This is a genomic window from Streptomyces canus (genome assembly GCF_030816965.1).
In the GTDB taxonomy this organism is placed as follows: Bacteria; Actinomycetota; Actinomycetes; order Streptomycetales; family Streptomycetaceae; genus Streptomyces; species Streptomyces canus_E.
This window is the reverse complement of the sequence record NZ_JAUSYQ010000002.1, coordinates 9,225,884-9,251,137: the sequence shown is the minus strand read 5'-3', so window position 1 is coordinate 9,251,137 and position 25,254 is coordinate 9,225,884. Positions and strand designations below refer to the sequence as shown.

Annotated in this window: 26 protein-coding genes and 1 pseudogene; 15 read left to right on the top strand and 12 right to left on the bottom strand. The window is 70.8% G+C overall.

Annotated features, from left to right (window positions below; translation table 11 throughout):
- Nucleotides 1-50: 50 nt before the first annotated feature.
- Nucleotides 51-500 (bottom strand): SDR family NAD(P)-dependent oxidoreductase, encoded by a 450-nt coding sequence (locus QF027_RS43175; protein ID WP_307080890.1) that lies wholly within the window; start codon nt 498-500, stop codon nt 51-53.
- 375 nt (nt 501-875) lie between these two features.
- Here QF027_RS43175 and QF027_RS43170 point away from each other — a divergent pair, with 375 nt between their 5' ends.
- The gene (locus QF027_RS43170; RefSeq protein ID WP_307080888.1) at nt 876-1,358 is read left to right on the top strand and encodes a hypothetical protein; all 483 of its coding nucleotides are present in this window, start codon (nt 876-878) and stop codon (nt 1,356-1,358) included.
- 208 nt (nt 1,359-1,566) lie between these two features.
- Here QF027_RS43170 and QF027_RS43165 read toward each other — a convergent pair whose 3' ends face one another.
- From QF027_RS43165 to QF027_RS43150, 4 genes are all read right to left on the bottom strand, one after another.
- Complete coding sequence (locus QF027_RS43165; RefSeq protein ID WP_307080886.1) at nt 1,567-2,160, bottom strand: hypothetical protein; 594 nt, start codon at nt 2,158-2,160, stop codon at nt 1,567-1,569.
- Nucleotides 2,161-2,389: 229 nt separating this feature from the next.
- The gene (locus QF027_RS43160; RefSeq protein WP_307080883.1) at nt 2,390-3,319 is read right to left on the bottom strand and encodes a sensor histidine kinase; all 930 of its coding nucleotides are present in this window, start codon (nt 3,317-3,319) and stop codon (nt 2,390-2,392) included.
- The gene (locus QF027_RS43155) at nt 3,316-3,612 is read right to left on the bottom strand and encodes an STAS domain-containing protein (RefSeq protein WP_307080881.1); all 297 of its coding nucleotides are present in this window, start codon (nt 3,610-3,612) and stop codon (nt 3,316-3,318) included. Before QF027_RS43155 ends, QF027_RS43160 begins: the two co-directional genes overlap by 4 nt.
- A 161-nt stretch (nt 3,613-3,773) precedes the next feature.
- Nucleotides 3,774-4,985 (bottom strand): PP2C family protein-serine/threonine phosphatase, encoded by a 1,212-nt coding sequence (locus tag QF027_RS43150; RefSeq protein WP_307080880.1) that lies wholly within the window; start codon nt 4,983-4,985, stop codon nt 3,774-3,776.
- A gap of 335 nt (nt 4,986-5,320) precedes the next feature.
- Between QF027_RS43150 and QF027_RS43145 the strand changes: the two genes are divergently transcribed.
- Nucleotides 5,321-5,524, top strand: a complete 204-nt coding sequence (locus tag QF027_RS43145; protein ID WP_020120296.1) for a cold-shock protein — start codon at nt 5,321-5,323, stop codon at nt 5,522-5,524.
- Nucleotides 5,525-5,976: 452 nt separating this feature from the next.
- Here the strand turns inward: QF027_RS43145 and QF027_RS43140 are convergent, their stop codons facing one another.
- Nucleotides 5,977-6,138: a hypothetical protein gene (locus tag QF027_RS43140; protein WP_306973410.1), complete on the bottom strand. Its 162-nt coding sequence runs from the start codon at nt 6,136-6,138 to the stop codon at nt 5,977-5,979.
- Nucleotides 6,139-6,374: 236 nt separating this feature from the next.
- Nucleotides 6,375-7,280, bottom strand: coding sequence for a LysR family transcriptional regulator (locus QF027_RS43135; protein WP_306973411.1), 906 nt, complete (start codon nt 7,278-7,280; stop codon nt 6,375-6,377).
- Nucleotides 7,281-7,427: 147 nt separating this feature from the next.
- Here QF027_RS43135 and QF027_RS43130 point away from each other — a divergent pair, with 147 nt between their 5' ends.
- From QF027_RS43130 to QF027_RS43095, 8 genes are all read left to right on the top strand, one after another.
- Nucleotides 7,428-8,546 (top strand): PrpF domain-containing protein, encoded by a 1,119-nt coding sequence (locus QF027_RS43130; protein ID WP_306973412.1) that lies wholly within the window; start codon nt 7,428-7,430, stop codon nt 8,544-8,546.
- The gene (dctA, locus tag QF027_RS43125; protein WP_307080878.1) at nt 8,543-9,940 is read left to right on the top strand and encodes a C4-dicarboxylate transporter DctA; all 1,398 of its coding nucleotides are present in this window, start codon (nt 8,543-8,545) and stop codon (nt 9,938-9,940) included. Before QF027_RS43130 ends, dctA begins: the two co-directional genes overlap by 4 nt.
- Before the next feature lie 202 nt (nt 9,941-10,142).
- Nucleotides 10,143-10,745: a cadmium resistance transporter gene (locus QF027_RS43120; RefSeq protein WP_307080877.1), complete on the top strand. Its 603-nt coding sequence runs from the start codon at nt 10,143-10,145 to the stop codon at nt 10,743-10,745.
- 254 nt (nt 10,746-10,999) lie between these two features.
- The gene (locus QF027_RS43115; RefSeq protein WP_307080875.1) at nt 11,000-11,710 is read left to right on the top strand and encodes a YqjF family protein; all 711 of its coding nucleotides are present in this window, start codon (nt 11,000-11,002) and stop codon (nt 11,708-11,710) included.
- The gene (locus QF027_RS43110) at nt 11,707-12,345 is read left to right on the top strand and encodes a hypothetical protein (RefSeq protein ID WP_307080873.1); all 639 of its coding nucleotides are present in this window, start codon (nt 11,707-11,709) and stop codon (nt 12,343-12,345) included. Before QF027_RS43115 ends, QF027_RS43110 begins: the two co-directional genes overlap by 4 nt.
- 117 nt (nt 12,346-12,462) lie before the next feature.
- Nucleotides 12,463-12,798 (top strand): hypothetical protein, encoded by a 336-nt coding sequence (locus tag QF027_RS43105; RefSeq protein WP_307080871.1) that lies wholly within the window; start codon nt 12,463-12,465, stop codon nt 12,796-12,798.
- Between the two features lie 46 nt (nt 12,799-12,844).
- A complete protein-coding gene (locus QF027_RS43100) occupies nt 12,845-13,039 on the top strand; it encodes a hypothetical protein (RefSeq protein WP_307080869.1) in 195 nt (64 codons plus the stop codon).
- Between the two features lie 230 nt (nt 13,040-13,269).
- Nucleotides 13,270-14,451 carry a cytochrome c oxidase assembly protein gene (locus QF027_RS43095; RefSeq protein ID WP_307082697.1) on the top strand — a complete coding sequence of 394 codons (1,182 nt, stop codon included), beginning with the start codon at nt 13,270-13,272 and terminating at the stop codon, nt 14,449-14,451.
- Nucleotides 14,452-14,549: 98 nt separating this feature from the next.
- On the opposite strand, the gene QF027_RS43090 is transcribed toward QF027_RS43095, so the two are convergent.
- A complete protein-coding gene (locus QF027_RS43090; protein ID WP_307080867.1) occupies nt 14,550-14,732 on the bottom strand; it encodes a hypothetical protein in 183 nt (60 codons plus the stop codon).
- Nucleotides 14,725-14,859, bottom strand: a complete 135-nt coding sequence (locus QF027_RS43085) for a hypothetical protein (protein ID WP_307080865.1) — start codon at nt 14,857-14,859, stop codon at nt 14,725-14,727. The genes QF027_RS43090 and QF027_RS43085 overlap by 8 nt, the downstream gene beginning before the upstream one ends.
- Nucleotides 14,860-14,993: 134 nt before the next feature.
- Between QF027_RS43085 and QF027_RS43080 the strand changes: the two genes are divergently transcribed.
- Nucleotides 14,994-15,908: an SDR family oxidoreductase gene (locus QF027_RS43080; RefSeq protein WP_306973420.1), complete on the top strand. Its 915-nt coding sequence runs from the start codon at nt 14,994-14,996 to the stop codon at nt 15,906-15,908.
- 4 nt (nt 15,909-15,912) lie between these two features.
- Here the strand turns inward: QF027_RS43080 and QF027_RS43075 are convergent, their stop codons facing one another.
- On the bottom strand, nt 15,913-17,799 hold the full coding sequence (locus tag QF027_RS43075) for an ABC transporter ATP-binding protein (protein ID WP_307082696.1): 1,887 nt from the start codon (nt 17,797-17,799) through the stop codon (nt 15,913-15,915).
- A 150-nt stretch (nt 17,800-17,949) separates the two neighbouring features.
- Between QF027_RS43075 and QF027_RS43070 the strand changes: the two genes are divergently transcribed.
- The 3 genes and pseudogenes from QF027_RS43070 to QF027_RS43060 all read left to right on the top strand — a co-directional run bounded on the left by QF027_RS43070 (nt 17,950) and on the right by QF027_RS43060 (nt 20,820).
- Nucleotides 17,950-18,924 carry a lysylphosphatidylglycerol synthase transmembrane domain-containing protein gene (locus QF027_RS43070; protein WP_306973421.1) on the top strand — a complete coding sequence of 325 codons (975 nt, stop codon included), beginning with the start codon at nt 17,950-17,952 and terminating at the stop codon, nt 18,922-18,924.
- Nucleotides 18,925-19,169: 245 nt separating this feature from the next.
- Nucleotides 19,170-19,571: pseudogene (locus QF027_RS43065) on the top strand (amino acid permease); the annotation flags it as partial.
- Between the two features lie 163 nt (nt 19,572-19,734).
- On the top strand, nt 19,735-20,820 hold the full coding sequence (locus QF027_RS43060) for a mechanosensitive ion channel family protein (RefSeq protein WP_306986452.1): 1,086 nt from the start codon (nt 19,735-19,737) through the stop codon (nt 20,818-20,820).
- Nucleotides 20,821-20,824: 4 nt separating this feature from the next.
- Here QF027_RS43060 and QF027_RS43055 read toward each other — a convergent pair whose 3' ends face one another.
- Nucleotides 20,825-22,360 carry a M1 family metallopeptidase gene (locus tag QF027_RS43055; RefSeq protein ID WP_306973422.1) on the bottom strand — a complete coding sequence of 512 codons (1,536 nt, stop codon included), beginning with the start codon at nt 22,358-22,360 and terminating at the stop codon, nt 20,825-20,827.
- Nucleotides 22,361-22,567: 207 nt separating this feature from the next.
- Here QF027_RS43055 and QF027_RS43050 point away from each other — a divergent pair, with 207 nt between their 5' ends.
- Nucleotides 22,568-24,787 carry an NADP-dependent isocitrate dehydrogenase gene (locus QF027_RS43050; RefSeq protein ID WP_307080863.1) on the top strand — a complete coding sequence of 740 codons (2,220 nt, stop codon included), beginning with the start codon at nt 22,568-22,570 and terminating at the stop codon, nt 24,785-24,787.
- A 108-nt stretch (nt 24,788-24,895) separates the two neighbouring features.
- Here QF027_RS43050 and QF027_RS43045 read toward each other — a convergent pair whose 3' ends face one another.
- The gene (locus tag QF027_RS43045; protein ID WP_307080862.1) at nt 24,896-25,225 is read right to left on the bottom strand and encodes a DUF5713 family protein; all 330 of its coding nucleotides are present in this window, start codon (nt 25,223-25,225) and stop codon (nt 24,896-24,898) included.
- Nucleotides 25,226-25,254 lie beyond the last annotated feature (29 nt).

The following is a 25,254-nucleotide window of genomic DNA, read 5'->3' as shown; positions in this document are numbered from 1 at the left end:
CCGTTTCCGTTCAGATCCTGTCGGCGCGTGCCCGGGATGGTGCGCGGCGCTCACGAGGACTCCTTCATGACGCTCCATCCTCCATCGACCACCAGGCTCGCTCCGGTCACGTAGGACGCGTCCGCCGATGCCAGGAACGCGACGGCCGAGGCGACCTCCTCCGGCCGGCCGAACCGCTTCGCCGCCGTGGCCGCCACGCTGCGCGCCCGCTCGGACTCCGGGATCCCCTTCCAGGCCGCGGTGAGGACGGGTCCGGGCAGGACCGTGTTGACCCGGATGTCAGGACCGTACTCGACGGCCAACTGCCGTCCCAGCGAGCACAGGGCTCCCTTCGCGGCGGCGTAGGCGGCGTGGCCGGGCAGGCCGATGACCGCATGCACCGAGGAGGTGAGGACGACCGACCCCGACGCCTCGCGGAGCATGGCCGCGAAGGTCTTCATGCCGCGCCAGGCCGGCTTCAGCAGTACGGCCATCTGGCCGTCCCACTCGGCCTCACTCAACTCGTGGGCGGGCTTGTTGAGCTGGGCGAAGGCGTTGCTGTGCAGGGGCAGCGCCGATCCCGTGCGCTGCGCCGTTGATCACCGCCACGCGTCCCGCCATCCTGCGGCACTCCGTCATCGTGTACGTCTCCCGTCCGATCCCTGCTGACGACACCCACCCCAGCTCTTTCAATTAATTATGAATATATCTTGACGGCGTGACGATGCCGCTCCAAGACTGACCGGCGTGCATCAGGCACGCCGCCCGGTCGGCGGGCGTCGTACGGGCCGTGATCCGCATATCCGGCGGACCACGCTGGAGCCAACTGCGACCTGGTACCGGCCGACGGCACCTCCGGCCACTACGCCCGGCTGCGCGGCCCCCTCGAACGCGCGGTGAAGCTGCTGCAAGCACGCCACCTCGACATCCCCGTCACCTACTCACTGGGCGAGCCCTGGCCCGGCGAACTCCACGATCTGCCGGAGCAGGCACAGATCGCGCACTTCCACTTCTACGTCTACGGCGTGCTCGGCGCGCTGTACGAGGCGGTCGGACTCGGGCACGGCACCGAAGCGGCGCCCGAGACGGCCACCTGGCCCACCCCCGAACTGGCCGCCATGCTGCGCCCCGACGCACCCTCCTTCGCCGACTACCAGCCCGACGAGCCCTGGCGGCCGGCCGCCACCGGAATCCCGCGCGAACTGTTCTACGCCCACGACTGGGTCGACCCCGACCGATGGGACCTGTGGCTCTACGAGAACTATCCGGCGCACCGGCAGGCCATGCGGGACACGCTCGCCGGGTGGGTCGACTCCGTCGCCGAGTTCGCCCGTCGCCGTGCCGTCCCGGCCGTCCTCGGCGAAGGCGTCGTGGGCTAAACCCCGCTGCTGACGCGCTTCGAGGAAGACGCCGTCGGCAAGGACATCGCCGAGTTCGTCGTCGACCGCTGCCTCGACGCGGGTTTCCAGGGCGTCGTCCTGACCTCCAACGCGGCCCCGCACCACCCCATGTGGCACACCGACCGGGACTGGATGCGGCGGGTCAACTCCCGTATCACCGCGGCCTGAACACTCCCGCGGCGGTCGATCACTCCTGATGTCGCCAGCTCGGCGCGGATCTGCGGAAGCACTTTCGTGCCGAGCGGTTCGACCGGGTGGCGGTGAGTTGGGCGACGAGGAACGCAGCGATGCCGGCGCGGCTCCGGTCGTGGACCGTTTCGGACACGGGCAGAGGGCGCTGATCACCGCGTCGGCGCCACTGTCGGCCTGCTCGACGGCTTGGCGGGGTGACGGCGAGCTTGGCCGGGGTGCGGACCACAGCGGTGACCTGATGGCCGTCGTCCAGGAGCCGGTGGACGACGAGGCGACCGGCCGAGGCACTCGCCGATCCCGACCCCTGGCACGGCTTCACCGGCGTCGAGCCGTCTGTGCCATGCAGGCCGCCGACCGCGGCTTCGCCGACGTTGTGACCACGACCTTCCCCACCGCCAAGGCGCTCGAGACCCGGCGCGCCGAGTCGTACGGCGCGTTCCTCGAACTCATCGCCCGTGCCAAGGACAGCGGCCACCTCCGCGAGGAACTTCGTCCCCGAGGACCCCGTCATCAGTACAAGGCCAACGCCGACGCCATCGCCGACGCCGGCCACGCGGCCCACGACACCTGGCGCCGCCTCGTCGGCCATGTGCTCCGCGCCTACGCCGCCCCGGGGCCCCGATCCCCGCGCTGCCCGAAGCACCGGCGCCCACGGCCCTCTACCGCGCCATGGTCCGCCTCTCACGAAACGGCCCGGGCACCGTCCAGCGCGGCGGTGTCGGCTCGTGGTACGCATCCGCGCCGCGGCGGACGTCCGCCGGCAAACGGAGGGCCGGCCTGTCTGCGGTGAGCGGTGCCGGGTGCCCGTACGGAAGGGATCAGTGCTGACCGATGTAGCAGCGAATGGCCGTTCCGTCGGGGCCGGTGTGGATGCGTACGAGGTCGGCGAGGGAGTGCACGAGCAGCAGGCCCCGGCCGCCGGGCGTGTCCTGTGCGGGTGGGCGACGGCCGGCGAGCGGATCGTTCAGCTCCCCGTGGTCGCGCACCTCGCACACCACTTGGCCCCCGTCGGCCCACACCCGCAGGACGCCGGAACCCCCGCCGTGCACGACGCTGTTGGTGGTCAGCTCGGCCACGATCAGGGCCATGTCCTCCAGGCGGGTACCGGAAAGACCGAACCGCGCGGCCCGTTCGACCGCGAAGAGCCGGGCGCTCGGCAACTGGCCGGCTTGGAAGACGAGTTCCCCGGCCGCCGCCGGCTGCTCCAGGGGCTGGTTGTAGCGCGCGACCACATGCTCGGGGGCGTAGGCGGTGCTGGGCCGTTCGCTGCCGCCGGAGATGATCAGGGGATGGGTCGCGTACGCGTCGGTGAGTACCTGTTCATCGAGGCGGTCGGCGTCGTACGGGCACAGGATGGTGACTTCCCGGCCTTGGAATGCCGGGTTGATCAGTGCCTCGTGCTGCACGCATGCCGGGTACTCCACGGTGCTGCGGCCGGCCCAGATCGGCTCACCGATGATCCGCACCCGCGTCTGGCGATGGGTGTCCGCGAAGGCACGCAGCACTCTGGGGATGATCCGTCCCGGATTGCGCCCCGCCTCGGTCATGTCGAGGAACTTCACGTGTGCGACGTCGTCGCCCAGAGCCGCCTTGAGCATGGCGAGGTTCGGCCCCGGCACGGCCACCGCCACCGGCTCCCCGGCCTTCAGGCCGTCGCGGACGAAAGGCACCGTGCCGTGCAGATAGTCCTGCTCGCCTCGGTAGAACAAGGCGGGGTGAACGAACGGTTCGACGCTGGGAGCCGTCATCGCCCCATCACCTCGACAGAAAGCAGGTCCGGCCAGAACATGTCCAGAACGCGCCGCAGGGTGGCGGGCGGCTCTTCGAGCACGATGCGTCGCCCCCGCGGAAGGCCCTGGGCGGTCATCGCCAGGGCGGAGACGCCGGCGACGTCGACGAAGGTGACCGCTGAAAGTTCCAAGTGGCACGTCTCTTCGTCGCTCCGGGCAAGATGGTCCAGCGTCTGTTCCCAGGCCGGGCGGGTGAGCAGACTGATCTCGCCTGCCGCTTGCCAGCCGGGCCGGTCCGTCAGCGGGAGCATGCGTAGAGCGCCCCCGGGCGGGGCCGACGATGTCGTCGGCGCGTCCGCCTCCCTTGAACTGTCCACGCAGTCACTCCTGGTTGCCTGCCGTCCTGCTCCCCAGTATCTCCTTGCGGTGGAGAATAGGCGACGACAGCATGCCGGAGGGCGGCGGAGTACCCCTACCGGCCACCATGTCTCGGCGATCTCTCCCCGGAGCCGGTCTCGACCGGTCGGCGGCGATCGCCGTGCCAGTCCAGGACCAGGACCGTGGCGTCGTCCTTGAGGCTGCCGCGGCAGGCGTCGAGAACCGCGCCGGTCAAGGCACGGACGGCTTCTCGCGGGTGCAGCGCGCGGGTGTCGTGGATGACCGAGGTCAGGTCGGCGGCCGCGGCACCGCGCTCCTGCATGCCGTCGGTGAGAAGGATCAGACGGTCCCCGGGACGCAGTTGCAGTTCCTGGACGCGGTAGGAGGCCGGTGCCGCCACACCGAACGGCAGGTTGACGGCGAGCTTGACCTCTTCGACCCTGCCGTCACGCAGCCGCAGCGGCCAGGGGTGGCCGGCGTTGACCAGTTCGCACAGGCCGGTTTCGAGGTCGACGCACAGCAACTGTCCGGTGGCCAGCCCGCGGCTGTGGCTCAGCAGGGCCTGGTGGGCGTGGTGGGCCTGCTTGAGGGCGTCGCAGCCACTGCGGCGAGCCCGCCGCAGCGCGCCGACCAACAAGGTGGCCAGCAGTGCTGAGTTCGTGTCGTGGCCCATCGCGTCGGTGATGGACAGGTGCAGGGTGTCGCGGTCGAGGGTGTAGTCGTAGGTGTCGCCGCCGATGTCGTCGGCCGGGACCAGCCCGGCGGCGAGGGTGAACTGGGCCGCCTCGCAGCAGGGGGCCGAGGGAAGCAGTTGGTGCTGGATCTCCGCGGCCAGGCTGGTCTCGGTGGTGCGCCGGCCCAGGTGGTAAAGGTCGGTGAAACGCCCGTCCGTGACGATGATGTAGGCCAGCGTGTGGGCCGCGTCGCGGACCTGCCGCAGCACGGTGTCGTCCACGGACTGCAGGGTCACCTCCAGGACGCCGATGCAGTCGCCGCGGTTGCTGACCGGTGTGATGACGCGCCGTCCGCCCTGGCCGTCCGGCTCCACATGCTGGCGCTGGCTTCGCAGCACGCTGTCGTAGACACTGCCCTGAAGGTCGATCGGCTCGGCCTGGTCCGCGACCTCGTCGTCGGTCGCGGCGAGCCGTACCAGCCGCTGACCTATGAGGTCGGCGAACAGGAAAGACACCCGCTGCGCACCGAACCGCTTCTGCAGGTCGCGGGCCACCACGTCGACGGACTCACCGGGCGGGGCCGCTTCCGCAGCGGCCAGCAACTCGCCCAGTTCCAGATCTCCACCCTCCACAGCAACCTCCCATCGGCTGCCGCACCTTCTTCCCCGCATCTCCGCAACGTCACCCGACGCGGCAAACCTGCCTGGTCACAGACAGGCCCTCGGCGCCGGGGCCGGGAGTGCGGTGGGGGCGGCCGATGCCAGGAAGTACGCCGACACGTGCCGTGTCCTGATGGCGGCTGCCGCTCCCCGGGTGTAGCGTCGTGACCTAGCAGTCGTGGTTCCGAAGTCCCGTTCGCCCGTGATCGCCATCACGGGCGTTCTTGCGTTTCAGCGCCTCTCCGGACCAGGGCGATCACCTCCGGGCACGCAGGGTGCGCGCCCGGTTTCCCTCGAAGGAGACTGTCGTGGCCAAGGGCACTGTCAAGTGGTTCAACAGCGAGAAGGGCTTCGGGTTCATTGAGCAGGAGGGTGGCGGCCCTGACGTCTTCGCCCACTACTCCAACATCGCCGCCCAGGGTTTCCGCGAGCTGCAGGAAGGCCAGAAGGTCGAGTTCGACGTCACCCAGGGCCAGAAGGGCCCGCAGGCGGAGAACATCCGCCCCGTCTGATCGCACCGTTGCGGCAAGGCCCGGCTTACCCACTCGGGTTCGCCGGGCCTTGCCGCGTGCTGGAGCGCGGCAACGTTGTTCAGGCCCTCCCAGTGCAGCAGTACGGGAAGAAAGATCAGCAGCGCCACCTGCGGGGCACAGGGGGCGGCGGAGCGGGGGTTTCGTGCTCCGGGCGGCCGGCTGGTGCGGGTGGCTGCGGCCAGGGTCGTCAGGGCGGCCAGGGAGAGGCTGATGCGCAGGCCCGGGCAGGAAGTGGTCCTGGTCGGCGATCAGGGCACCCGAAGACGGCGACGGCGACAGCGACAGCGACAGCGACAGCGAATGCTCCGCCGAGCTGACGGCTGGTGTTGAAGACGCCGTCGGCGGTGCCGGTCCGGTGGGTGGGGACGCTGTTGACGAGCAGCGCGGTGGTCGGGGCATGGCCGGTGGGCCGCCCATGCCGACGGGGAGCATCAGCAGGGCCCGGCCCCGCGTCGGCGTCCGGGCGGGGGCGAGGGCAGCAGGAGCAGGCCGCCGGTCATCACGAACATGCCGCACGTGATCGGCGTCCGGGCTCCGTAGCGTTCGGCGGCGCGGGCGGAGAGCGGGTTGATGAACGCGGAGAGCACGGTCATGGGCACGAACGCCAGGCCGGTCCCGAGCGCGGACAGACCGCGGCGCGGGGTTCTCGTTCATGGCCGCCTTCTACGGATGGTCTTCGTCTTCAGCATCTACCTCCAGCAGCAGCGCGGCCCAGCGAGGGGACATTCGCGTCCGCCTCCCGCAGGGGCCGACCGGTGAAGAGGCGACGACTCCAAGACGAGGTCGACGCCGCAGCCACTGTCATCGCTGTACCCGAACTCCAGCGGTGTCAGGGTGTCCGGGCCGCGGCGGTGTCCCGGAGGAGTCCGGCGAAGGTCAGGGCGGCGGGGGTGAGCGAGTGGTCGGCCATGCGAACCAGCAGGATGCGGCGGATCGGGGCCGGCGGCTGGAGAGGGAGGGCGTTGACGCCGGGTCGGACGCCCTCCAGGGCCAGGGTGGGAGCAAGGGCGACGCCGATGCCGGCGGCGACCATGGCCTGGGCTTCCTGGTAGTCGTGGGCCTCGTAGGCGATGTGGGGCTCGAAGCCGACGGCGCGGCAGCCGCGGACGAGGGCTTCGGCCACCGGGTGCTGTTCGGCGCGGGTGATCCAGGGGTCGTGTGCGAAGTCGGCCAGTGAGGCGGCGTCACGGCCGGCGAGTGGATGGCGGTCGCTGATGAGAAGGGCCGGCGGGTCATCGAGAAGTGGGGTGACGACGATGTCCTCCCGGTCGATCCGGCTCCAGTCGTAGTCCCACATCAGCGACATCTCGATCTCCCGGTTCTCCAGCATCGTCCAGAGCCCGGCGATGCGGGCGCTGCGGACGGTCAGCCGTACGTCGCAGTGGGCGTCCCGGAAGGCGATCACGGCCTGCGGGAGGAGCGAGGCGCCGACCGTGGGGAAGGTGCCGATGCGCAGTGTGCCCGCGCGCAGGCCGGCGTAGTCGGCGAGTTCGTTTTCCGCGGCCTGCAGTTCGCGTTCGATCCGTTGCCCTCGTTCGGCCAGCGCCCGTCCGGCGTCGGTGACAGTGACGCCTCGGGCGTGGCGTTCCAACAGGGGCTGGCCTGCCTCCGCTTCCAGGCGGCTGATCTGCTGCGATACCGCCGACGGGGTGTAGTTGAGGGCACGGGCTGTCGCGGTCACCGAGCCGCGCCGGGCGACCTCCGTGAACAGCAGGATGCGCCGGACGTCCAGCATGCCGCCACCTCCAGCGTTCACTTCACCTTAATAGCCATGCAGATTTCCGAGATTGTACTTCACGCTGCCGTAACCCACCGTGGAGGACACCACGCACGGCGAGACCGTCGCTGGACTTCCCCCTTCCACGTCTGTGAGGAGTCAGTTGTGCTGCGTCTGCAGGGCGAGATGATCCGCGGAGGAACCAGCAAGTGCTGGATCTTCGACCACCGCGACGTGGCCGCCACGGGCGTGGACGCCGACGCCCTCCTGCTCGCCGCCTTCAACGCCGCGGACCCCCGCCAGATCGACGGCGTGGGCGGCGCCTCCTCCACCACCTCCAAGGCCGCCGTCGTCCGGGCGTCGACCCAGGCCGGCGTGGACGTCGAGTACGCCTTCGCACAGATCGGGATCGGTGACGAGCGCGTGGAGTGGGCCAGCAACTGCGGCAACTGCGCCACCGCCGTGGCCCTGTACGCCGTCCACCACGATCTCGTACCGATCACACCGGACACCACCACCGTCCGCATGGTCAACGTCAACACCGGGGCCCGCCTCACGGGCACCATCCCCACCCCTGCGGGCGTCGCCCCGGAGGAGGGCACCGCCGTGGTGCCGGGTACCTCGGCGCCGGGCGTGCCGGTCCTGCTCGGGTTCCAGGACCCGGCGGGCTCGACGACCGGCCGCGCCCTGCCGACCGGCCGGGCACTGGACGAACTGACCGGCCCGGACGGTCCCGTCGAGGCATCCCTGGTGGACGCCGGCGCACCGGCCGCGCTGTTCGAGGCCAAGGCGTTCGGCCTCGACGGCACCGAATCCCTCACCGCGTTCGCCACCGCCGTACCCGCGCTGACCCTGCTGCGCCGCCAGGCAGCGCTGGCCATGGGCCTGGCCCGCGAGGGCGACCCGGTCAGCCACGCGGTGCCGAAGGTGGGCATCGTCGCCCGGCCCGCCCCCTACCGCACCACACAGGGCACACTCGTCAACCAGGACGAGTACGACCTGGCCGTGCGCATGGTCTCCATGCACGCCCCACACCCGGCGATCGGCCTGACCTCCGCCGTGGCCCTGGCCACGGCCGCCGCCACCCCCGGCACCCTCGCCCACCGCGTCGCCCGGCAGACCGCCGACGGCACGCTGCGCCTGGGCACCCCCGCCGGCGTGATCACCACCCAAGCCGTCCCCGCACCGGACAGCGCCTCCCCCACGGTGCTGCTGCACCGCGCCGCCCGGCGTATCGCCCGAGCCGAACTCCTCGTTCCCGTCCTGGAAGGACGCCCCGCATGAGCCGCAACGACGCCGCCCCGGGTACCGTCACCGCACCACCGGGCCGCATCCGCCGGATGCTGTCCCACCTCTACATCCAGTGCCTGATCGCCGTCCTCCTCGGCGCCGCCGCGGGCGGGCTGTGGCCGTCCGTCGGCGCTGACCTCAAACCGCTCGGCGACGGTTTCATCGCACTGGTGAAGATGTTCATCGCGCCGATCATCTTCTGCACGGTCGTCCACGGCATCGCCTCCATGGGCAACGCCCGCGCGGTCGGCCGCGTGAGCCTGAAGGCTCTGGTCTACTTCGAGGTGCTGACCACCGTGGCCATGGTCATCGGCCTGGTCGTCGTCAACGTCGTCAAGCCGGGCAGCGGTCTGCACATCGACCTCTCGACTCTGTCCACCGAGGGCCTGCCGCCGGAGGCGACCACGGCCCACGAGGGCTTCGCCGCCTTCCTCCTCGCCATCATCCCGGCCACCCTGGTCAGCGCCCTGACCGGCAACGAGATCCTGCCGGTACTGCTGGTGTCCGTGCTGTTCGGCTTCGGCCTGCACGCCAGCGGAGAGGCCGGCCTGGGCATCGCCCGGAGCATCGAGAAGTTCTCCACGGTCCTGTTCACGCTCATCCGCTGGATCATGCGGCTCGCCCCCATCGGCGCGTTCGGCTCGATGGCCTTCACCATCGGCAACTACGGCCTGGGCACCCTGCGTCACCTGGCCCTGCTGGTCGGCTCGTTCTGGCTGACCGCCCTCTTCTTCGTCCTGGTCGTCCTCGGGACGGTGATGCGCCTGAACGGACTGCGGCTGCTGCCGTTCCTGCGCTACATCAAGGAAGAACTGCTGATCGTCCTGGGCACCTCCTCCACCGAGCCGGTCCTGCCGCGCATGATGGCCAAGCTCCAGCACGCGGGCGCCTCGAAACCGGTCGTCGGCATCACGCTGCCCGCCGGGTACTCCTTCAACCTCGACGGCACCGCCATCTACCTGACCATGGGCTCGGTCTTCCTCGCCCAGGCCCTCGGCATCGACCTCAGCCTCACCCAGCAGCTGGCCATGCTCGCCGTCATGCTGCTCACCTCCAAGGGCGCCGCAGGCGTCACCGGCTCCGGCTTCATCGCCCTGGCCGCCACTCTCAGCGCCGTCCCGCACGTCCCGGTCGCCGCCCTCGCGCTGATCTTCGGCGTCGACCGGTTCATGTCCGAGGCACGCGCCCTGACCAGCCTGGTCGGCAACGGCGTCGCCACCCTGGCCGTCGCCCGCTGGGAAGGAGAGCTCGACGAGGACCGCGCCAAGGCCGTCCTGCGCGGCGAGATCCCCTACGCCCCTGCACCCGCTCCTTCTGCGGTGACAGCCGAGCCCGATCCGAAGGAGACGCCCGCACCAACCCGCGACCGCGTTCCCGCCGCAAGCTGACGTCGCATGGGAGGGCCGGCCCGGAGCGGACGCTCCAGGCCGGCCCCTGCGCGGCACCGACATGACGGAGCTCAGCGCCGTTGATCGGGAGTCCAGCCACGGCCTTCTCGTCGACGAGGCTCTGGTGGAGTCCGGCCGGCACTGGGCGGCCGTGCGCCGGATAGTGTCGCCGGGCAGTCACATTCGAGAGGGACAACCGTCAGTGAATCCGGGCATCGTCGGGCAGGCAGCTGGGCTGTTCGCCGTCACCAACATCGACGACATCCTGATCCTGTCTCTGTTCTTCGCCCAGGGTGCGGGTCACCCGCACTCAACTCGCCGGATCGTGATCGGGCAGTATCTCGGCTTCGCAGCGATCCTTGCCGTCGCAGTCGGCGCCGCGTTCGGGGCGACGTTCCTGCCGGAGGCGGCGATCCCGTATCTCGGCTCGCTGCCACTCGCCCTGGGTCTCAAGGCGGCGTGGCAGGCGTGGAAGAACCACCGCGACGGTGAGGACGCGGATGAGGAGGAGGCGAAGGAAGGCGGCCCGAGCCCGCTGGAGGTCGCCGCAGTCACCTTCGCCAACGGCGGTGACAACATCGGCGTCTACGTCCCCGTGTTCGCCACTGCCGGCGTCGGCGGGATGAGCGTGTATGCCGTGGTCTTTCTGACCCTGGTCGCGGTGTGGTGCTTCGCGGGAAGGTTCTTCGCCACCCGTCCGGTCGTCGCCAAGGCTCTCAGCCGCTGGGGCCACATTCTGCTGCCGCTGGTGCTCATCGCGATCGGTCTGCTCATCCTGATCGAGGGCGGGGCCTTCGGGCTGTAGGGGACCGGCTTCCTCCGGCTGGGTGATGCGGCGCTGAAGCTTATCGAGGTCGGCCGGGGCACCGAGACCGGATTCGGTCCGGACCGCCGTGCCCAGGGTTCGGCCGTCAACCGCGTCTCCAGAGCACTCCGTACGGCGTCGCTCGGCAGTCACAGGAGAGGTCGGGCGGTCGTCGGGCGCCCTGGCGCCGGGCAGCCCCCGTCGGCCCCACGACCTGGGCGTTTCCGCGGTCCCCGGGTGGGGACCCGGTCGTCGTGGTGGCGTACGGAGCGGAGCAACGGGTGCGGGTGCCGGCTGTGCGGGCCCGCTGGCGCAGACAGACCTTCGTGCACTGGCCCTTCCCGCCGGTGGCGGTGCAGGCCCTGCTGCCCCGGGAACTGGTCGTCGACGAGTACGACGGGGTGGCGTGGGTGGGGCTCACCCCGTTCGTGATGGCGGACGTGCGCCCCGCGGGCGTCCCCGCCGGCGTCCCCGGGCTCCCGTCGTTCGCGGAGACCAACCTGCGGACCTATGTCCGACGCGAGGACGGACGGGACGGCATCTGGTTTCTGTCCATCGACGTGGCCTGCCCCCTGATGCTGGCCGCTCGTGCCGTCGGGGCGCCGTACACCCTGGGAGCCCTGCGCGTCGCCACGGACGGCGACACCGTGTCGTACGCCGGCTCGCGCGGAGCGGGCGAAGTCTCGTACCGCCTGTACGTCCGTCCCGGCGATCCCGTCCAGCCGGCGGAGCGGGACGTGTGGCTGACCTCGCGCTGGCGTGCGTACACCCGTCGGCTGGGCCGCCTCTGGGAGACGCCCGTGGAACACGAACCCTGGCCGCTGGCGTACGCGGCCGTCGACGTGCTGGAGGAGACCCTGACCGCCGCGGCGGGGCTGCCCGCACCGCTCGACGAGCCCGTCGTGCACTTCTCTCCGGGGGTCGAGCACGTCCGGCTGGGGCCCTCCCGGCCCCTCTTCACGTGAGCGGGCCGTCCAGCGGGGCCCCGCGCGGCGGACGGCTGCGCTTCGACGGCTGGATCGCCGGCCTGGGCACGGCGTCCGGGACCCGCATCGTGCTGGGGCACTGGCCGCGGTCGCCGTTCGGACCGTTCAGCGACGTGATGCTGGAGCGGCCCGACGGAGAACGGCTGCTGCTCGCCCCCACCCGGCAGACGGCGGAGTTCGTCGGCGGCACCTATGTCTTCGACACCGTACGCGTCGTCCCGGTCCGGGTGCGCGTCGCGGACCGGACCTGGAGCGTCACCGCGGGGCCGCTCGACCTGCGTTTCGTGGCGGGCCGCAGACGGCTCCTCGGGCTGCTGCTGTGCGCGGTGCCCGGCGTGCTCGCCGGACGGCCGGGCTGGTGCACGCTCACGTCCGTACCCGCCCGTGTGCTGCTGCCCGGCGTACGCACCCGTGGCAGTGCGCGAGCGGGCCGCCGGGAGTGGTACGGCGCCCGGGACCTGCGGCCGATCCACACGGTGACGGCGGTCTTCGAGGGAGACGACCTCGGTGCGATGGCACCCGTCGTTCCGCCCGTGCGCTTCGGATTCGGGTCCGTGCCGAGGAGACCCGCGCTGACCCGGGTCACGACCACGGTGGCTCTGGAGCCGGAGTGAGGGCACACGGCCAGGGGTACCCGGCAGGCCGGACGAAGGGGTGACGCGTGGGCAGGACGAGCGCTCGGGATCCCGGACAGGGTGTCGCGGTCGCGCACGGGGTCTTCACCATCGTGGGTGGACTGTGGCCCGCTGGTGCATCTGCGCAGCTTCGAATGGATCTTCGGGCCGAAGACCGACGTGTGGCTCCAGAGGACGATCGGCGGGCTCCTGGTCTCCGCCGGTCTCGCCCAACTCGCGGCGGCTCCCGGTCCGCAGGGGCCGGCCCAGGCCCGCCGTATCGGACTGGGCACGGCCCTGACACTGCTGGCCGTGGATCTGGTCTACGTGCCCAAGGGGCGGATCCGGCCGACGTATCTCGTGGACGCCGCGATGCAGACCGGGTGGATCAGCACCTGGCTGCGGTCCGTCCCCGGAGGCGGCACCGCCCGGGCGAGGAGGGGGAAACGTTGAGCGACCGCCCCAGCGCAGACACCGGACACCCCGTAGGAGGCCGACGATGAGTGAACAGACCCCGTCCCAGGCGGAGGGCGAACGCCGGGAGGACAGGCCGGAGGAGACGTCCGGCCGTCGTGACGTGCCCCGAACGACCCCTTCGCAGGCGGAGGGCGAGGACAGGGAGGACAGGGAGGACGAGGACACCGGGCAGGGCGAAGAGCGCGCGGAGCGGGAGAGCGGCTGGTCCGGTCCGTGACGCGTGACAGGCCCTGAAGCGGTACCGCTCCTCTTTTGAAGCTGCGCGCCAAAGCTCCCCAACCGGTAGGAATGGCTTCCGGCAGGAGGGTTACACGCTGCCCGACAGAACGACCCCTCGATGCACCGGAGGGCGGCTGATGGCCACACACACCGAACCGGTCGCTCCGGTCCCGGCGGCGCGGCGGCGCAGCAGAGGCCGCGTGGTCGTGTTGTCGGCAGGCGGCCCCGCTGCTGTTCGTCGCGGCACGCCCTCTGACCCTCGCTCTGCGCGCCCTGACGCCCGGCCGGACACGGCGACTCCTGGTGACCCTCGCGCACTCCGCTCCCGTGGGGCTGCTGCTCTTTCCTCCCCTGGCGGCCGTCCTGGACATCGGCGGGCTCTGGCTGCTGTACCGCACGGAGCTGTTCGCGGCGACGGCGCACCGGCCGTCGGCGCACGGCGCGGTACAGGTGCACATGGTGGCGGCGGGACTGCTGTTCACCCTCGCCGTGTGCGGGCTCGATCCGGTGCGTCGCCGCTGGAGTCTCGCCGTGCGCGGCGCGACCGTCCTGGCCGCCGGTACCGCGCACGCCGTGCTGGCCCGCACGCTCTGCTCCCGGCAGCCGCCCGGCACCGGCTTCACCGCCGCCGACCTGCGTCACGGGGCCCAGTGGATGTACTACCGCGGCGACCTCGTGGAAGCCGGCCTGGCCGTGGTGATGGGGGTGAGCTGGTACGCCTGCGCCGGAGGTGCCCGAGCCCATCGCCGGCGCCGGGGATTTACGGACAGAGCGGTTGACCGGCCCGGCCGGGGCACTCGGAGGCCATCACAGGACTCCGGCAGCCGGAGGGGAACCATGAACAGGACGGCACGGAACTCACACGACGGTGCGACGCGGCAGAAGCGGCTGGTGATCTATCTCAACGACCACCTGGCCGGTGCGACGGCGGGTGTCGAGCTCGCCCGCCGGATGGCTCAGGAGCACCGCGGGTCGGCCTACGGCGAGACCCTGGAGAGCCTGCGCAAGGAGATCTCGCAGGACCGGCAGGCACTGGTACGCCTCCTCGCCGATCTCGACGTCCCTGTCAGGCACTACAAGACGTACGGGGCGTGGCTGGGCGAGAAGGCCGCGCGGATGAAGCCCAACGGCCGTCTGCTGCGCCGCTCGGGGCTCGCGCTGCTGGTCGAGCTCGAAGCGATGCGGCTGGGGGCGCAGGGCAAGGCCTCGCTGTGGCGCGGGCTGCTCGCCGCGTCGGCACAGGACTCGCGTCTGGACGCCGACCGGCTGGAGGAGTTGCTGCGCAGGGCGGGGCAGCAGATCAGGACAATGGATGCCCTGCACGCGAGGATCGCCACGGCTCTGCTGTTTCCCATGACGGGGCAGGAACCGGCGTCGCCGGCCACGGCAGGCACGAGCTCCTCGAGCTGACAGCCCCCGTCGGTCCGGCCGATTCGGTCCCACCGCCCCCTTCACACTTCGGTTGCACGGCACTGGCACGGGTACCCGCGCGGCTCTGTTCCGGCCCATCAGCCCAGGAGACCCTCATGGGCTTCAACCCACTGGAACACCGGGGCATCCCCCTGCGCCAGCTGCGCAACTGGCGGGAGCTCGACGTCGAGCCCGTGGATCCCGACCACGGTGACCCGTACACGAAGTGCCGCATCATCGCGATGAACGGCATCGAGGTCGAGGCGATCCTCTTCAGCCACCAGTTCGCCCGGCCGCCAGACCCTGCGCGAGACCCTGCGCCGGCTGACGCACGCCGTCCTCGACCACCACTCCGGCCGCCTGGACGACGACGCCACCGTCCTGCTGGCCGAATGGCGCGCCGGCCACCAGCACCGGCTCGTCCCCTGACTCCTTCGACCGACTCCTTCGGCTCCTTCGCAGGTTCCGGTTTCTCCCCCGCGAGGCCAGGGCACCCGCGCCCGGTCATGGTCGTTTCCCGACGAACCTCGCAAGGAGGCGTGATGCAAGAGCAGGGCCGGGACCGGATCGACGCCCCTCCGGTGATCACCTCGGAACCCACTCCGGACTTCCCCGAGCAGAAGCAGGATCCGCCGGGCCTCGAGTCGGAGATGGACCCCAGGCCCCGGTACCGGGCCGAGCGCTACAAGGCGGCGGGCAAGCTGACCGGCAAGGTGGCCCTGATCACCGGAGGCGACTCCGGCATCGGCCGCGCCGTGGCGCTGCTGTACGCACGGGAGGGCGCGGATGTCGCCATCGTCTACCTCCCCGGGGAGCAGTCCGACGCCGAGGAGACCCGGCAGGTGGTCGAGGAGCAGGGCCGCAGGTGTCTCCTGCTGCCGGGCGACCTGTGTGAGCCGGAGTTCTGCCGGGATGTCGTCGAGCGCACCGTGCGGGAGCTCGGGCGGTTGAACATCCTGGTCAGCAATGCCGCCTATCTCAACAGCAAGCTGCACCTGGAGCAGCTGACGGCCGAGGACTGGGACCGGACGTTCAAGACGAACGCCTACGCCTACTTCCACCTGGTCATGGCCGCCCTTCCGCACCTGGACGAGGGCGACTCGATCATCGCCACGGCCACGGAGGAAGCCCTCAAGGGCAGCACCACCATGATCGACTACGCGGCTTCCAAGGCCGCCCTGATCACCTTCACCAAGTCCATCGCCCCGCATCTGGCGGCGCGGGGTGTGCGGGCCAACGTCGTGGCGCCCGGCCCCACCTGGACGGTTCTGAACGTCGCCGACCGGCACATGCCGCCCGGCGACCTGGCCCAGGTGGGCAGCGAGACGCCCGTCGGCCGGCCGGCGCAGCCGGAAGAGATCGCCCCGGCCTATGTGTTCCTGGCATCGGACGCGGACTCGAGTTTCGTCACGGGAGAGGTCCTCGCGGTCACCGGTGGTGAGACGGACACCCGGTGACGGGCTACGCCACGGCGGTCTCGGTCATCCCGTCGTCGTGTGAGGCGAACTGGGTCCGGTACAGCTCCGCGTACCGGCCGTCGAACGCGAGCAGTTCCTCGTGCGTCCCCCGTTCCACGATCCGTCCGTCCTCGACCACCAGGATCTGGTCGGCCGTGCGGATCGTGGACAGCCGGTGGGCGATCACGATGGCCGTCCTGCCCTCCAGCGCCTCGGCGAGCGCCTCCTGGACGGCGGCCTCCGAGGTGTTGTCCAGGTGGGCGGTGGCCTCGTCGAGGATGACCACACGCTGGCGGGCCAGCAGGAGACGGGCGATGGTCATGCGCTGACGCTCGCCGCCGGAGAGCCGGTAGCCGCGCTCGCCGACCACGGTGTCGAGACCGTCCGGCAGGGACCGTACGAGATCGTCGAGGCGGGAGCGGCGCAGGGCGTCCCACAGCTCGGCCTCGGTCGCCTCCGGGCGGGCCAGCAGCAGGTTCGCGCGGACCGTGTCGTGGAAGAGATGGCCGTCCTGGGTGACCATGCCGAGGGTGGCCCGCAGGGACCCGGCGGTCACGTCGCGGACGTCGACGCCGCCGATGCGTACGGCGCCCTCGTCCACGTCGTAGAGCCGCGGCAGCAGTTGCGCGACGGTCGACTTCCCGGCGCCGGAGGAGCCGACGAGGGCGACGGTCTGTCCGGGTTCGGCGCGGAAGGAGACGCCGTGCAGGACCTCGGCGCCGCCGCGGGTGTCGAGGGAGGCGACCTCCTCCAGGGAGGCCAGGGAGACCTTGTCGGCGGAAGGGTAGCCGAAGCGGACGTCCGAGAACTCGACGGCGACCGGTCCCTCGGGGACCTCGCGGGCGTCCGGCTTGTCCTCGATCAGCGGTTTCAGGTCGAGTACCTCGAAGACCCGCTCGAAGCTGACCAGGGCGCTCATGACTTCGACGCGGGCGCCGGCGAGGGCGGTGAGCGGGGCGTACATGCGGGTCAGGAGCAGCGCGAGGGAGACCACGGCGCCCGGTTCCAGGCTGCCGCGCAGCGCGAACCAGCCGCCGAGGCCGTAGACCAGGGCGAGAGCCAGTGCGGAGACCAGGGTCAGGGCGGTGATGAACACCGACTGGGCGGTGGCGGTGCGGACGCCGATGTCGGCCACGCGGCGGGCCCGGGCCGCGAACTCCTCGGACTCCTGCTCGGGGCGGCCGAAGAGCTTGACCAGGGTGGCGCCGGGCGCGGAGAACCGCTCGGTCATCCTCGTGCCCATGGCCGCGTTCAGCGCGGCCGCCTCCCGCTGCATCCGGGCCATCCGGCTGCCCATGCGGCGGGCCGGGATCACGAACACCGGGAGCAGCGCGAGCGCGAGCAGGGTGATCTGCCAGGACAGGGTGAGCATCACCACAAGGGTCAGCAGCAGGGTGACCAGGTTGCTGACCACGCCCGACAGGGTGTTGCTGAAGGCGCGCTGCGCGCCGATGACGTCATTGTTGAGACGGGAGACCAGCGCTCCCGTACGAGTGCGTGTGAAGAACGCGACCGGCATGCGCTGCACATGATCGAACACAGCCGTCCGCAGATCGAGGATGAGTCCCTCCCCGAGCGCGGCCGACAGCCGTCTGCCGAGGACGCCGAGCGCGGCCTCCGCGACCGCGATGAGGGCGATGAGCAGGGCCAGGCGTACGACCTTGCCCTCGTCGTCGCCCGACACGATCGCGTCGACGATGTGTCCGGCCAGTACGGGCGTGGCGACGGCGAGCAGCGCGGTCGCCACCCCGAGTACGACGAAGCGGGCGATACGGGTACGGTGCGGGCGGGCGAACGAGCCGATGCGGCGCAGCGTCGCGCGGGCGAACGGGCGGCGCTCCTGTTCGGCGGTCATGACACTGTGCAGCTGTGTCCAGGCTGTGGTCTCCATGCTCATGGGAGAGAACGTACGACCTCAAGCGTTCTTGAGGTCAATGACCGACCCTTTTCTCTCCGTCGGAAGGACTCGATGACCGTACGTAAGACCCTGGCCCCGCTTCCGCAACCCGCCGTTGGCGCGGCGGGGACAGCCTCTCCCGGTGTGACAGCGGTAGAGCTCCCCCAGGGACGCCCTTTCCAGCGCCTGCCCGTCCGCCGTATTCGCCAGATCCTGTGTCTGGTCCCGCTCCTGCTGGTCACCCTCGTGGCGGTGCGGCACCGGTCCGTGCTCGCCGAGGGCTTCGGCCATCTGCGGCATGCCGAGTGGCCGTGGCTCCTCGCCGCGGCCGGTGCCACCTGTCTGACCTGGGTGGCCGCCTCCTTCACCCGGCAGGGCGCGGTGGTGGAGCGGCTTCCCCGGCGGCGACTGCTGGCGACACAGTTCGCGGCGGGCGCGGCGAACCACCTGTTGCCGACGGGCCTCGGCGCGGGGGCGGTCAATCTGCGCTTCATGACGGTGTGTGGTGTCTCGCTCGCCCGCTCCTCGGCCGCGCTCGCCCTGTATCTGCTGGCGGAGTCGATCGGCCGGCTCACCCTGCTGGCCGTACTGTTCGTCGCCTTCCCGGACGCGCTGCGCCTCGACGGGCTGCTGCCCGACACCGCGGTGGGTCCGCTGCTGCTGGGCCTGGGCGCGGTGCTCGTGGTGGCCGTGGGTGTGCTCGCGGGTGTCCGCCGGGTGCGGACGGCCGTGGGTTCCTTCCTGCGGACCGCGCTGGGCGAGGCCCGCTCGGTGCACACCCGCCCGTCCCGGGCGCTCGCGCTGTGGGGCGGTTCGCTCGCCTTCCCGGCGCTGCAGGCGGCCGGGCTGGCCTCGGTGGGGCAGGCGCTGGGGCTCTCGGTGCCGCCGGCGCACATGGCCGTGGCGTATCTGGCGGCGACCTGCGCGGTGGCGCTGGTGCCCACACCGGGCGGGGTCGGCTCGGTGGAGGCGGCTCTGGTGGTGGCGCTGGTGGCGGCCGGCGGCCCGGTGGCCGTGGCCACGGCGGTGGTGCTCGCCTACCGGATCATCACGGTCTGGGTGCCGCTGGTGCCGGGGGCGCTGACGCTGGGTGCGCTGGTGCGGCTGAAGGTGATCTGACCCGGGCGTCGCGCACCAGGGCGTTCACCGACCGGTGAGCCGCACGCGCACGACCTGGTGAGTCCAGCGGGCGGTCAGGGTGACGGTCCGGTTCGGAACCGCCGTGCGCAGGCGTGCGCGGTGCACGGTGCGGCCGTCCTGGGTGATGTGCAGGACGGCGCGGGACGGCGGGGTCGCCGTGCGCAGGAAGTACGGCAGGGGGTCGGCCGGGGTGACGCGCTTCGGGGCGTCCCCTCGCCTGCCGCCTCGGTTCGGACGCAGCGAGCGCGCTGCTCGTCGTGATGATCGTGGCGCAGCTGTTCTGCGGCAACGTGTACTCGGCGACCGCCTACGGCGCGGTGACCGCGATCAACGTCATCGGCATCACGCCCGCCTAGGCCATCCCCGTACTGCTGCGGCTGCGCGCTGGGAGCCGTTTTCAGCCGGGTCCGTGGAGCCTGGGGCGGTGGGGCAAGCCCATCGGATGGACGGCGGTGGTGTGGGGGGCCTGTGTGACGGTGGACACGATGAACTACGCCTCCGTCGCCCTGGCCGTCTTCCTGCTGATCGCCACGGTGTGGTGGTTCGTGGCCCGGCGGTGGTACGGAACGCCCACGACCGCCGCGTACTGCGACCGGGAGCAGGCCGAACTCGCCGAGGGCATCGTCCGAAACCCCGCCGTCGGGCACGAGGCCGGCTACGAACTCCCGTGCCGGATACGGCAGGATGAGCGGTCGCGTCGGCCACGGAACCTTCACACGGCCGACGCGATCGCACATCCCGCAATTTCGAACAGGTGGCAACGTGACGGCATTTCAACGGGATCTCACCATGGACGACATGGTCGGCGCCGGCATCGCCGTGGTGGCGGGCCTGGTGGCGGCCTTCCTGCTGCGCATGCTGCTCAAGTGGCTGGGCAAGCACGCGGACCGCACCAAGTGGGGCGGCGACGACGTCCTCGTGGCCGCGCTGCGGACCGTGGTGCCCTCGGCGGCGATCGCGGGCGGCATAGCCGCGGCCGCGGCGGCGATGCCGCTGACCAAGGCGGTCCAGCACACCGTCAACCAGGTGCTGACCGTGCTGTTGATCTTCGTCGTCACGGTGGCGGCGGCCCGGCTGGTCGCAGGGCTCGTGCGGACGGTCACCACGTCCCGCTCCGGGGTCGCCGGTTCGGCCACGATCTTCGTCAACATCACGCGGGTGCTGGTCCTGGCGCTCGGTTTCCTCGTCGTCCTGCAGACCCTCGGCATCTCCATAGCGCCGATGCTCACCGCCCTCGGCGTCGGCGGTCTCGCGGTCGCGCTGGCCCTCCAGGACACCCTCGCCAACCTCTTCGCGGGCATCCACATCCTCGCCTCCAAGACCGTCCAGCCCGGCGACTACATCCGGCTGGCCAGCGGCGAGGAGGGCTACGTCGAGGACATCAACTGGCGCCAGACGACGGTCCGCGCGCTCTCCAACAACCTGATCGTCGTGCCCAACGGCGAGCTCGCCAAGACGAACATGACCAACTTCATGCGTCCCGAGCAGCAGTTGACGATCCTGGTCCAGGTCGGCGTGGCCTACGACAGCGATCTCGACCACGTCGAGCGGGTCACCTGCGAGGTCGTCACCGAGGTCATGACCGAGGTCGAGGGAGCCCTCCCGGAGCACGAACCGCTGGTCCGCTTCCACACCTTCGGTGACTCCCGGATCGGCTTCACGGTCATCCTGGGCGTCGGTGAGTTCAGCGACCAGTTCCGCATCAAGCACGAGTTCATCAAGCAGCTGCACAAGCGCTACCGCAAGGAGGGCATCCGGATCCCGGCGCCGACGCGGACCGTCGCCCTCCAGCAGGGGTCGGTGTCGATACCGCACCAGCGTGGAGCGGAGACCGTGATCGAGCCGGGCGAGGTGCCCTCCGCCCGGCTCGACTGAGTCCCTACAGGGTCGCCGAGTTGTCGTGCCAGTGGCCGTCCGTGCGGTTCTGCGGCTGCCGCAGCGCGGAGCTGACCGGCGTCACCGTCCAGTCGGGGTGGCCCGGCATCCTCGGGGTCTTCGTGCCGTAGAGCCAGTCCCGCAGGAAGCCGGACTGGTCGGCGCCGGAGACCTCCGAGGCGACGGCGATGTAGTCGCCGGTCGACGCCGAGGCGTTGCGGAAGCGCTCCAGGAAGGTGGACTCGATCGCGCTGAAGACGCTCTCGCCGACCTGCTGGCGCAGCGCGTACAGGACGAGGACACCGCCGAGGTAGCGCTGGCTGTCGAAGAGGTTCGCCTCGTTCGGGGCGGCGACCGGGCCCGAGGACTTGCGCCACTGGTCGCCGCGCGCGTAGGTGTCCTTCATGCGCGCTTCCATCGTGGTGAGACCGAGGGAGTCGGCCCAGCCGCGCTCGTAGCGGTAGAGCAGCCCGTAGAAGTCGGCGTGGCCCTCGTTGAGCCACAGGTCGGACCAGGTCGCCGGGCTCACGCTGTTGCCGAAGTAGGAGTGCACCAGCTCGTGCATCATGTGCGAGCCGATGCTCTTCTCCGCCTGGAGCAGGAAGTTCGGCTTGTACAGGGTGAGGGTCTGGGTCTCCAGACCCGTGAAGTCGAAGGCGTCCGAGGCGTCGTTGTTGCACGGCAGCAGGCCGTACGTCTCGAACGGGAAGGCCCCGAGCCGCTGCTCGATCCAGCTCACCAGGTTCGGGGTGAGGGCGAGCGCGGGCTCCAGGGCGGCGGCCCGGGCGGTCGGGACGACGTCCCTGAGCGGGAGTCCGTGCGGCCCTTGCCGGTCCTTGATCACGTAGTCGCCGACCGTGATCTGCACGATCTCGGTGGCGATCGGCTCCCGGGACCGGTAGCAGTACGCGGTTCGGCCGTCGCCGAGCTCCTCGGTGCTCACCAGGTGGCCGCTCGCGACGCCCCTGAGGCCGGCCGGGACGGTGATGCGGAAGGTGAAGTCCGCCTTGTCCGAGGGGTGGTCGTTGCACGGGAAGACGGTGTGCGCCGTGTTGGGCTGGGGGCAGACCGCGAAGCCGTCCGGGGTGGGCACCCAGGCGGTGTGGGCGAGAGCGGCACGCGGGTCCGCCGTGTACGTCACGGTCACGGTCGCCGTGGTCTGCGCGGCCAGCGAGACGGCCGGGGTGATCCGCAGCTTCTCGCCGGCCTGCTCCCGGGCGGCGGGCACGCCGTCGAGCAGCACCTCGTGCACGTCGAGGCCCAGCGCGTCCAGGGAGAGGCGGCTCAGCTCCTGGGTGGTGGTGAGCGTCAGGGTCGCCGTCGCCTCGACGAGCCGGGTCGTGGCGTCGTACGCGAGGTCGAGGTGATAGGCGCCGACGCGGTAGCCGTCATTGCCGAGGCTCGGGAAGACGGGATCCCCGAGGGTCTCCGGGCCAGGGGTGCCGGTCTCCGGGTCCGCGTGCGCCGGGGAGGCCACGGACAGGGCCGCCACGGTGCCGAGCAGAGCTGCCGGGGCCGTCACTCTGGTGCGATATCTCATGGTCTGCTTTCCCTCGGGCGGCCGGGTGGTCTGGGACCGGCCGTCGGATGAGTGCGATCAACGTGCATGACCACAAGATCAGACGCTTCGGTTGCCCCGGGGAATGTGCAGGATCTTCGGAAGCAGGCGAGGACCGCTGTCGAGGACGGCGGCATCACGAGATATCTTGATGTCGAGCAATGTTGCAGACGTGGAGCGGAGCACCCGGTGACTGACTCGACCATCATCTATACGCACACTGACGAGGCCCCGGCCCTGGCGACGTATTCCTTCCTGCCGGTGGTCCAGGCGTACGCGTCGCAGGCGGGTGTCTCCGTGGAGACGCGGGACATCTCGCTGGCGGGGCGCATCATCGCCGTGTTCCCGGAGTACCTGACCGAGGACCAGCGGATCCCGGACGCCCTGCACGAGCTGGGCGAACTGGCCAAGACGCCCGAGGCCAACATCATCAAGCTGCCGAACATCTCGGCGTCGATCCCGCAGCTCAAGGCCGCCGTCGCCGAGCTTCAGGCCCAGGGCTACGCGCTGCCGGACTACCCGGACGACCCGAAGACCGACGAGGAGCGGGACATCCAGGCCCGCTACGACAAGGTCAAGGGTTCCGCCGTGAACCCGGTCCTGCGTGAGGGCAACTCCGACCGCCGCGCCCCCGCCTCGGTCAAGAACTACGCCAAGAACCACCCGCACCGCATGGGCGCATGGTCGTCGGAGTCCAAGACCAACGTGGCGACCATGGGTGTGGACGACTTCCGCTCCACCGAGAAGTCCGTCGTGATCTCCGAGGCCGGCTCGCTGCGGATCGAGCTGGTCGGCGACGACGGCTCCACCACCGTGCTGCGCGAGTCCGTTCCGGTTCTCGAGGGCGAGGTCGTCGACGCCTCGGTGCTGCACGTGGCCCCGCTGCGGGAGTTCCTCACCGCGCAGATCGCCCGCGCCAAGTCGGAGGACGTGCTGTTCTCCGTGCACCTGAAGGCCACGATGATGAAGGTCTCGGACCCGATCATCTTCGGTCACGTGGTGCGCGCGTTCTTCCCGAAGACCTTCGCGCAGTACGGCCAGACGCTCGCCGCGGCCGGCCTGACCCCGAACGACGGTCTGGGCGGCATCTACAAGGGCCTGGAGTCCCTGCCCGAGGGTGCCGCGATCAAGGCGTCCTTCGACGCCGAGCTCGCCGAGGGCCCGGCCCTGGCGATGGTCGACTCCGACAAGGGCATCACCAACCTCCACGTGCCGTCCGACGTGATCGTGGACGCCTCGATGCCGGCCATGATCCGCACCTCCGGCCACATGTGGGGCCCGGACGGTCAGGAGGCCGACACCCTCGCGGTCCTGCCTGACTCGTCGTACGCCGGTGTCTACCAGGCCGTGATCGAGGACTGCCGTGCCAACGGCGCCTACGACCCGTCGACCATGGGCTCCGTCCCGAACGTCGGCCTCATGGCGCAGAAGGCCGAGGAGTACGGCTCCCACGACAAGACCTTCGAGATCCAGACCACCGGTACGGTCCGCCTCGTCGACCAGAACGGCAACGCCGTCATCGAGCAGACGGTCTCCGCCGGCGACATCTTCCGCGCCTGCCAGACCAAGGACGCCCCGATCCGCGACTGGGTGAAGCTGGCCGTCACCCGCGCCCGCGCCACCGGCAACCCGGCGGTGTTCTGGCTGGACGAGACCCGCGCCCACGACGCCAACCTGATCACCAAGGTCAAGCAGTACCTGACCGAGCACGACACCGAGGGCCTGGACATCCGCGTCCTGAACCCGGTCGAGGCGACCAAGCTGTCGGTGGAGCGCATCCGCCGCGGCGAGGACACCATCTCCGTCACCGGCAACGTGCTGCGCGACTACCTCACCGACCTGTTCCCGATCCTGGAGCTGGGCACCAGCGCCAAGATGCTGTCGGTCGTCCCGCTGATGGCGGGCGGCGGCCTGTTCGAGACGGGCGCCGGCGGCTCCGCGCCGAAGCACGTCCAGCAGCTGGTCAAGGAGGACTACCTGCGCTGGGACTCCCTCGGTGAGTTCTTCGCGCTGGTCCCGTCCCTGGAGCAGTACGCCGACTTCACGGGCAACTCCCGCGCGAAGGTCCTCGCCGACACCCTCGACCGCGCCACGGCGACCTTCCTCAACGAGGACAAGTCCCCCACCCGTCGTGTCGGCGGCATCGACAACCGCGGCAGCCACTTCTACCTGTCCCTGTACTGGGCCCAGGAGCTGGCCGCGCAGACCGACGACGCGGACCTGGCGAAGGCCTTCGCCCCGCTCGCGGAGACACTCGCCGCGAACGAGCAGAAGATCGTCGAAGAGCTGAACGCCGTCCAGGGCAAGCCGGCCGACATCGGCGGCTACTACCAGCCCGACCCGGCCAAGGCCGCGAAGATCATGCGCCCGTCGACGACGTGGAACGAGACGCTGGCGTCCCTGAGCTGACACCGGCTCGCTGCGTGACCTCGCCCCGACCGGCAGCTGTCCGGCCGGGGCGAGGTCGTCTCAGCCGTGGGGAGGCCGCGGGTCCCGCGGGTCTGCGGCGAGGGCCTCTCACCAGTCCCGGGTCGCGATGAGCTCCTCGACGTCGGCGTCCGCGAAGCCGTAGGCGTCGGCCACGAACCGGAAGTTCCCGGCTATCTCCTCGCGGGCCACGGTCTCGATGTCGAAGTCGTCGTCCTGCAGGTCGTTGAACTCCTCGGTGGCCGCCTGGGTCAGCACGTACAGCGCGGCCGGGTCGGCGGGCCGGTCCGCCTCGATCCGCTCGCACAGCCGCCGCAGGATCTCCTTGCCCCGGTCCACCGCGCGCTCGGGGTAGTAGCCGTCGCGGTGGAGCGCCTCGAGGAACGAGTGGGCGGTCACCTGCTGGTTGCTGATGTTCATGCTGAGATGGTGCACCACGCCACTGACAA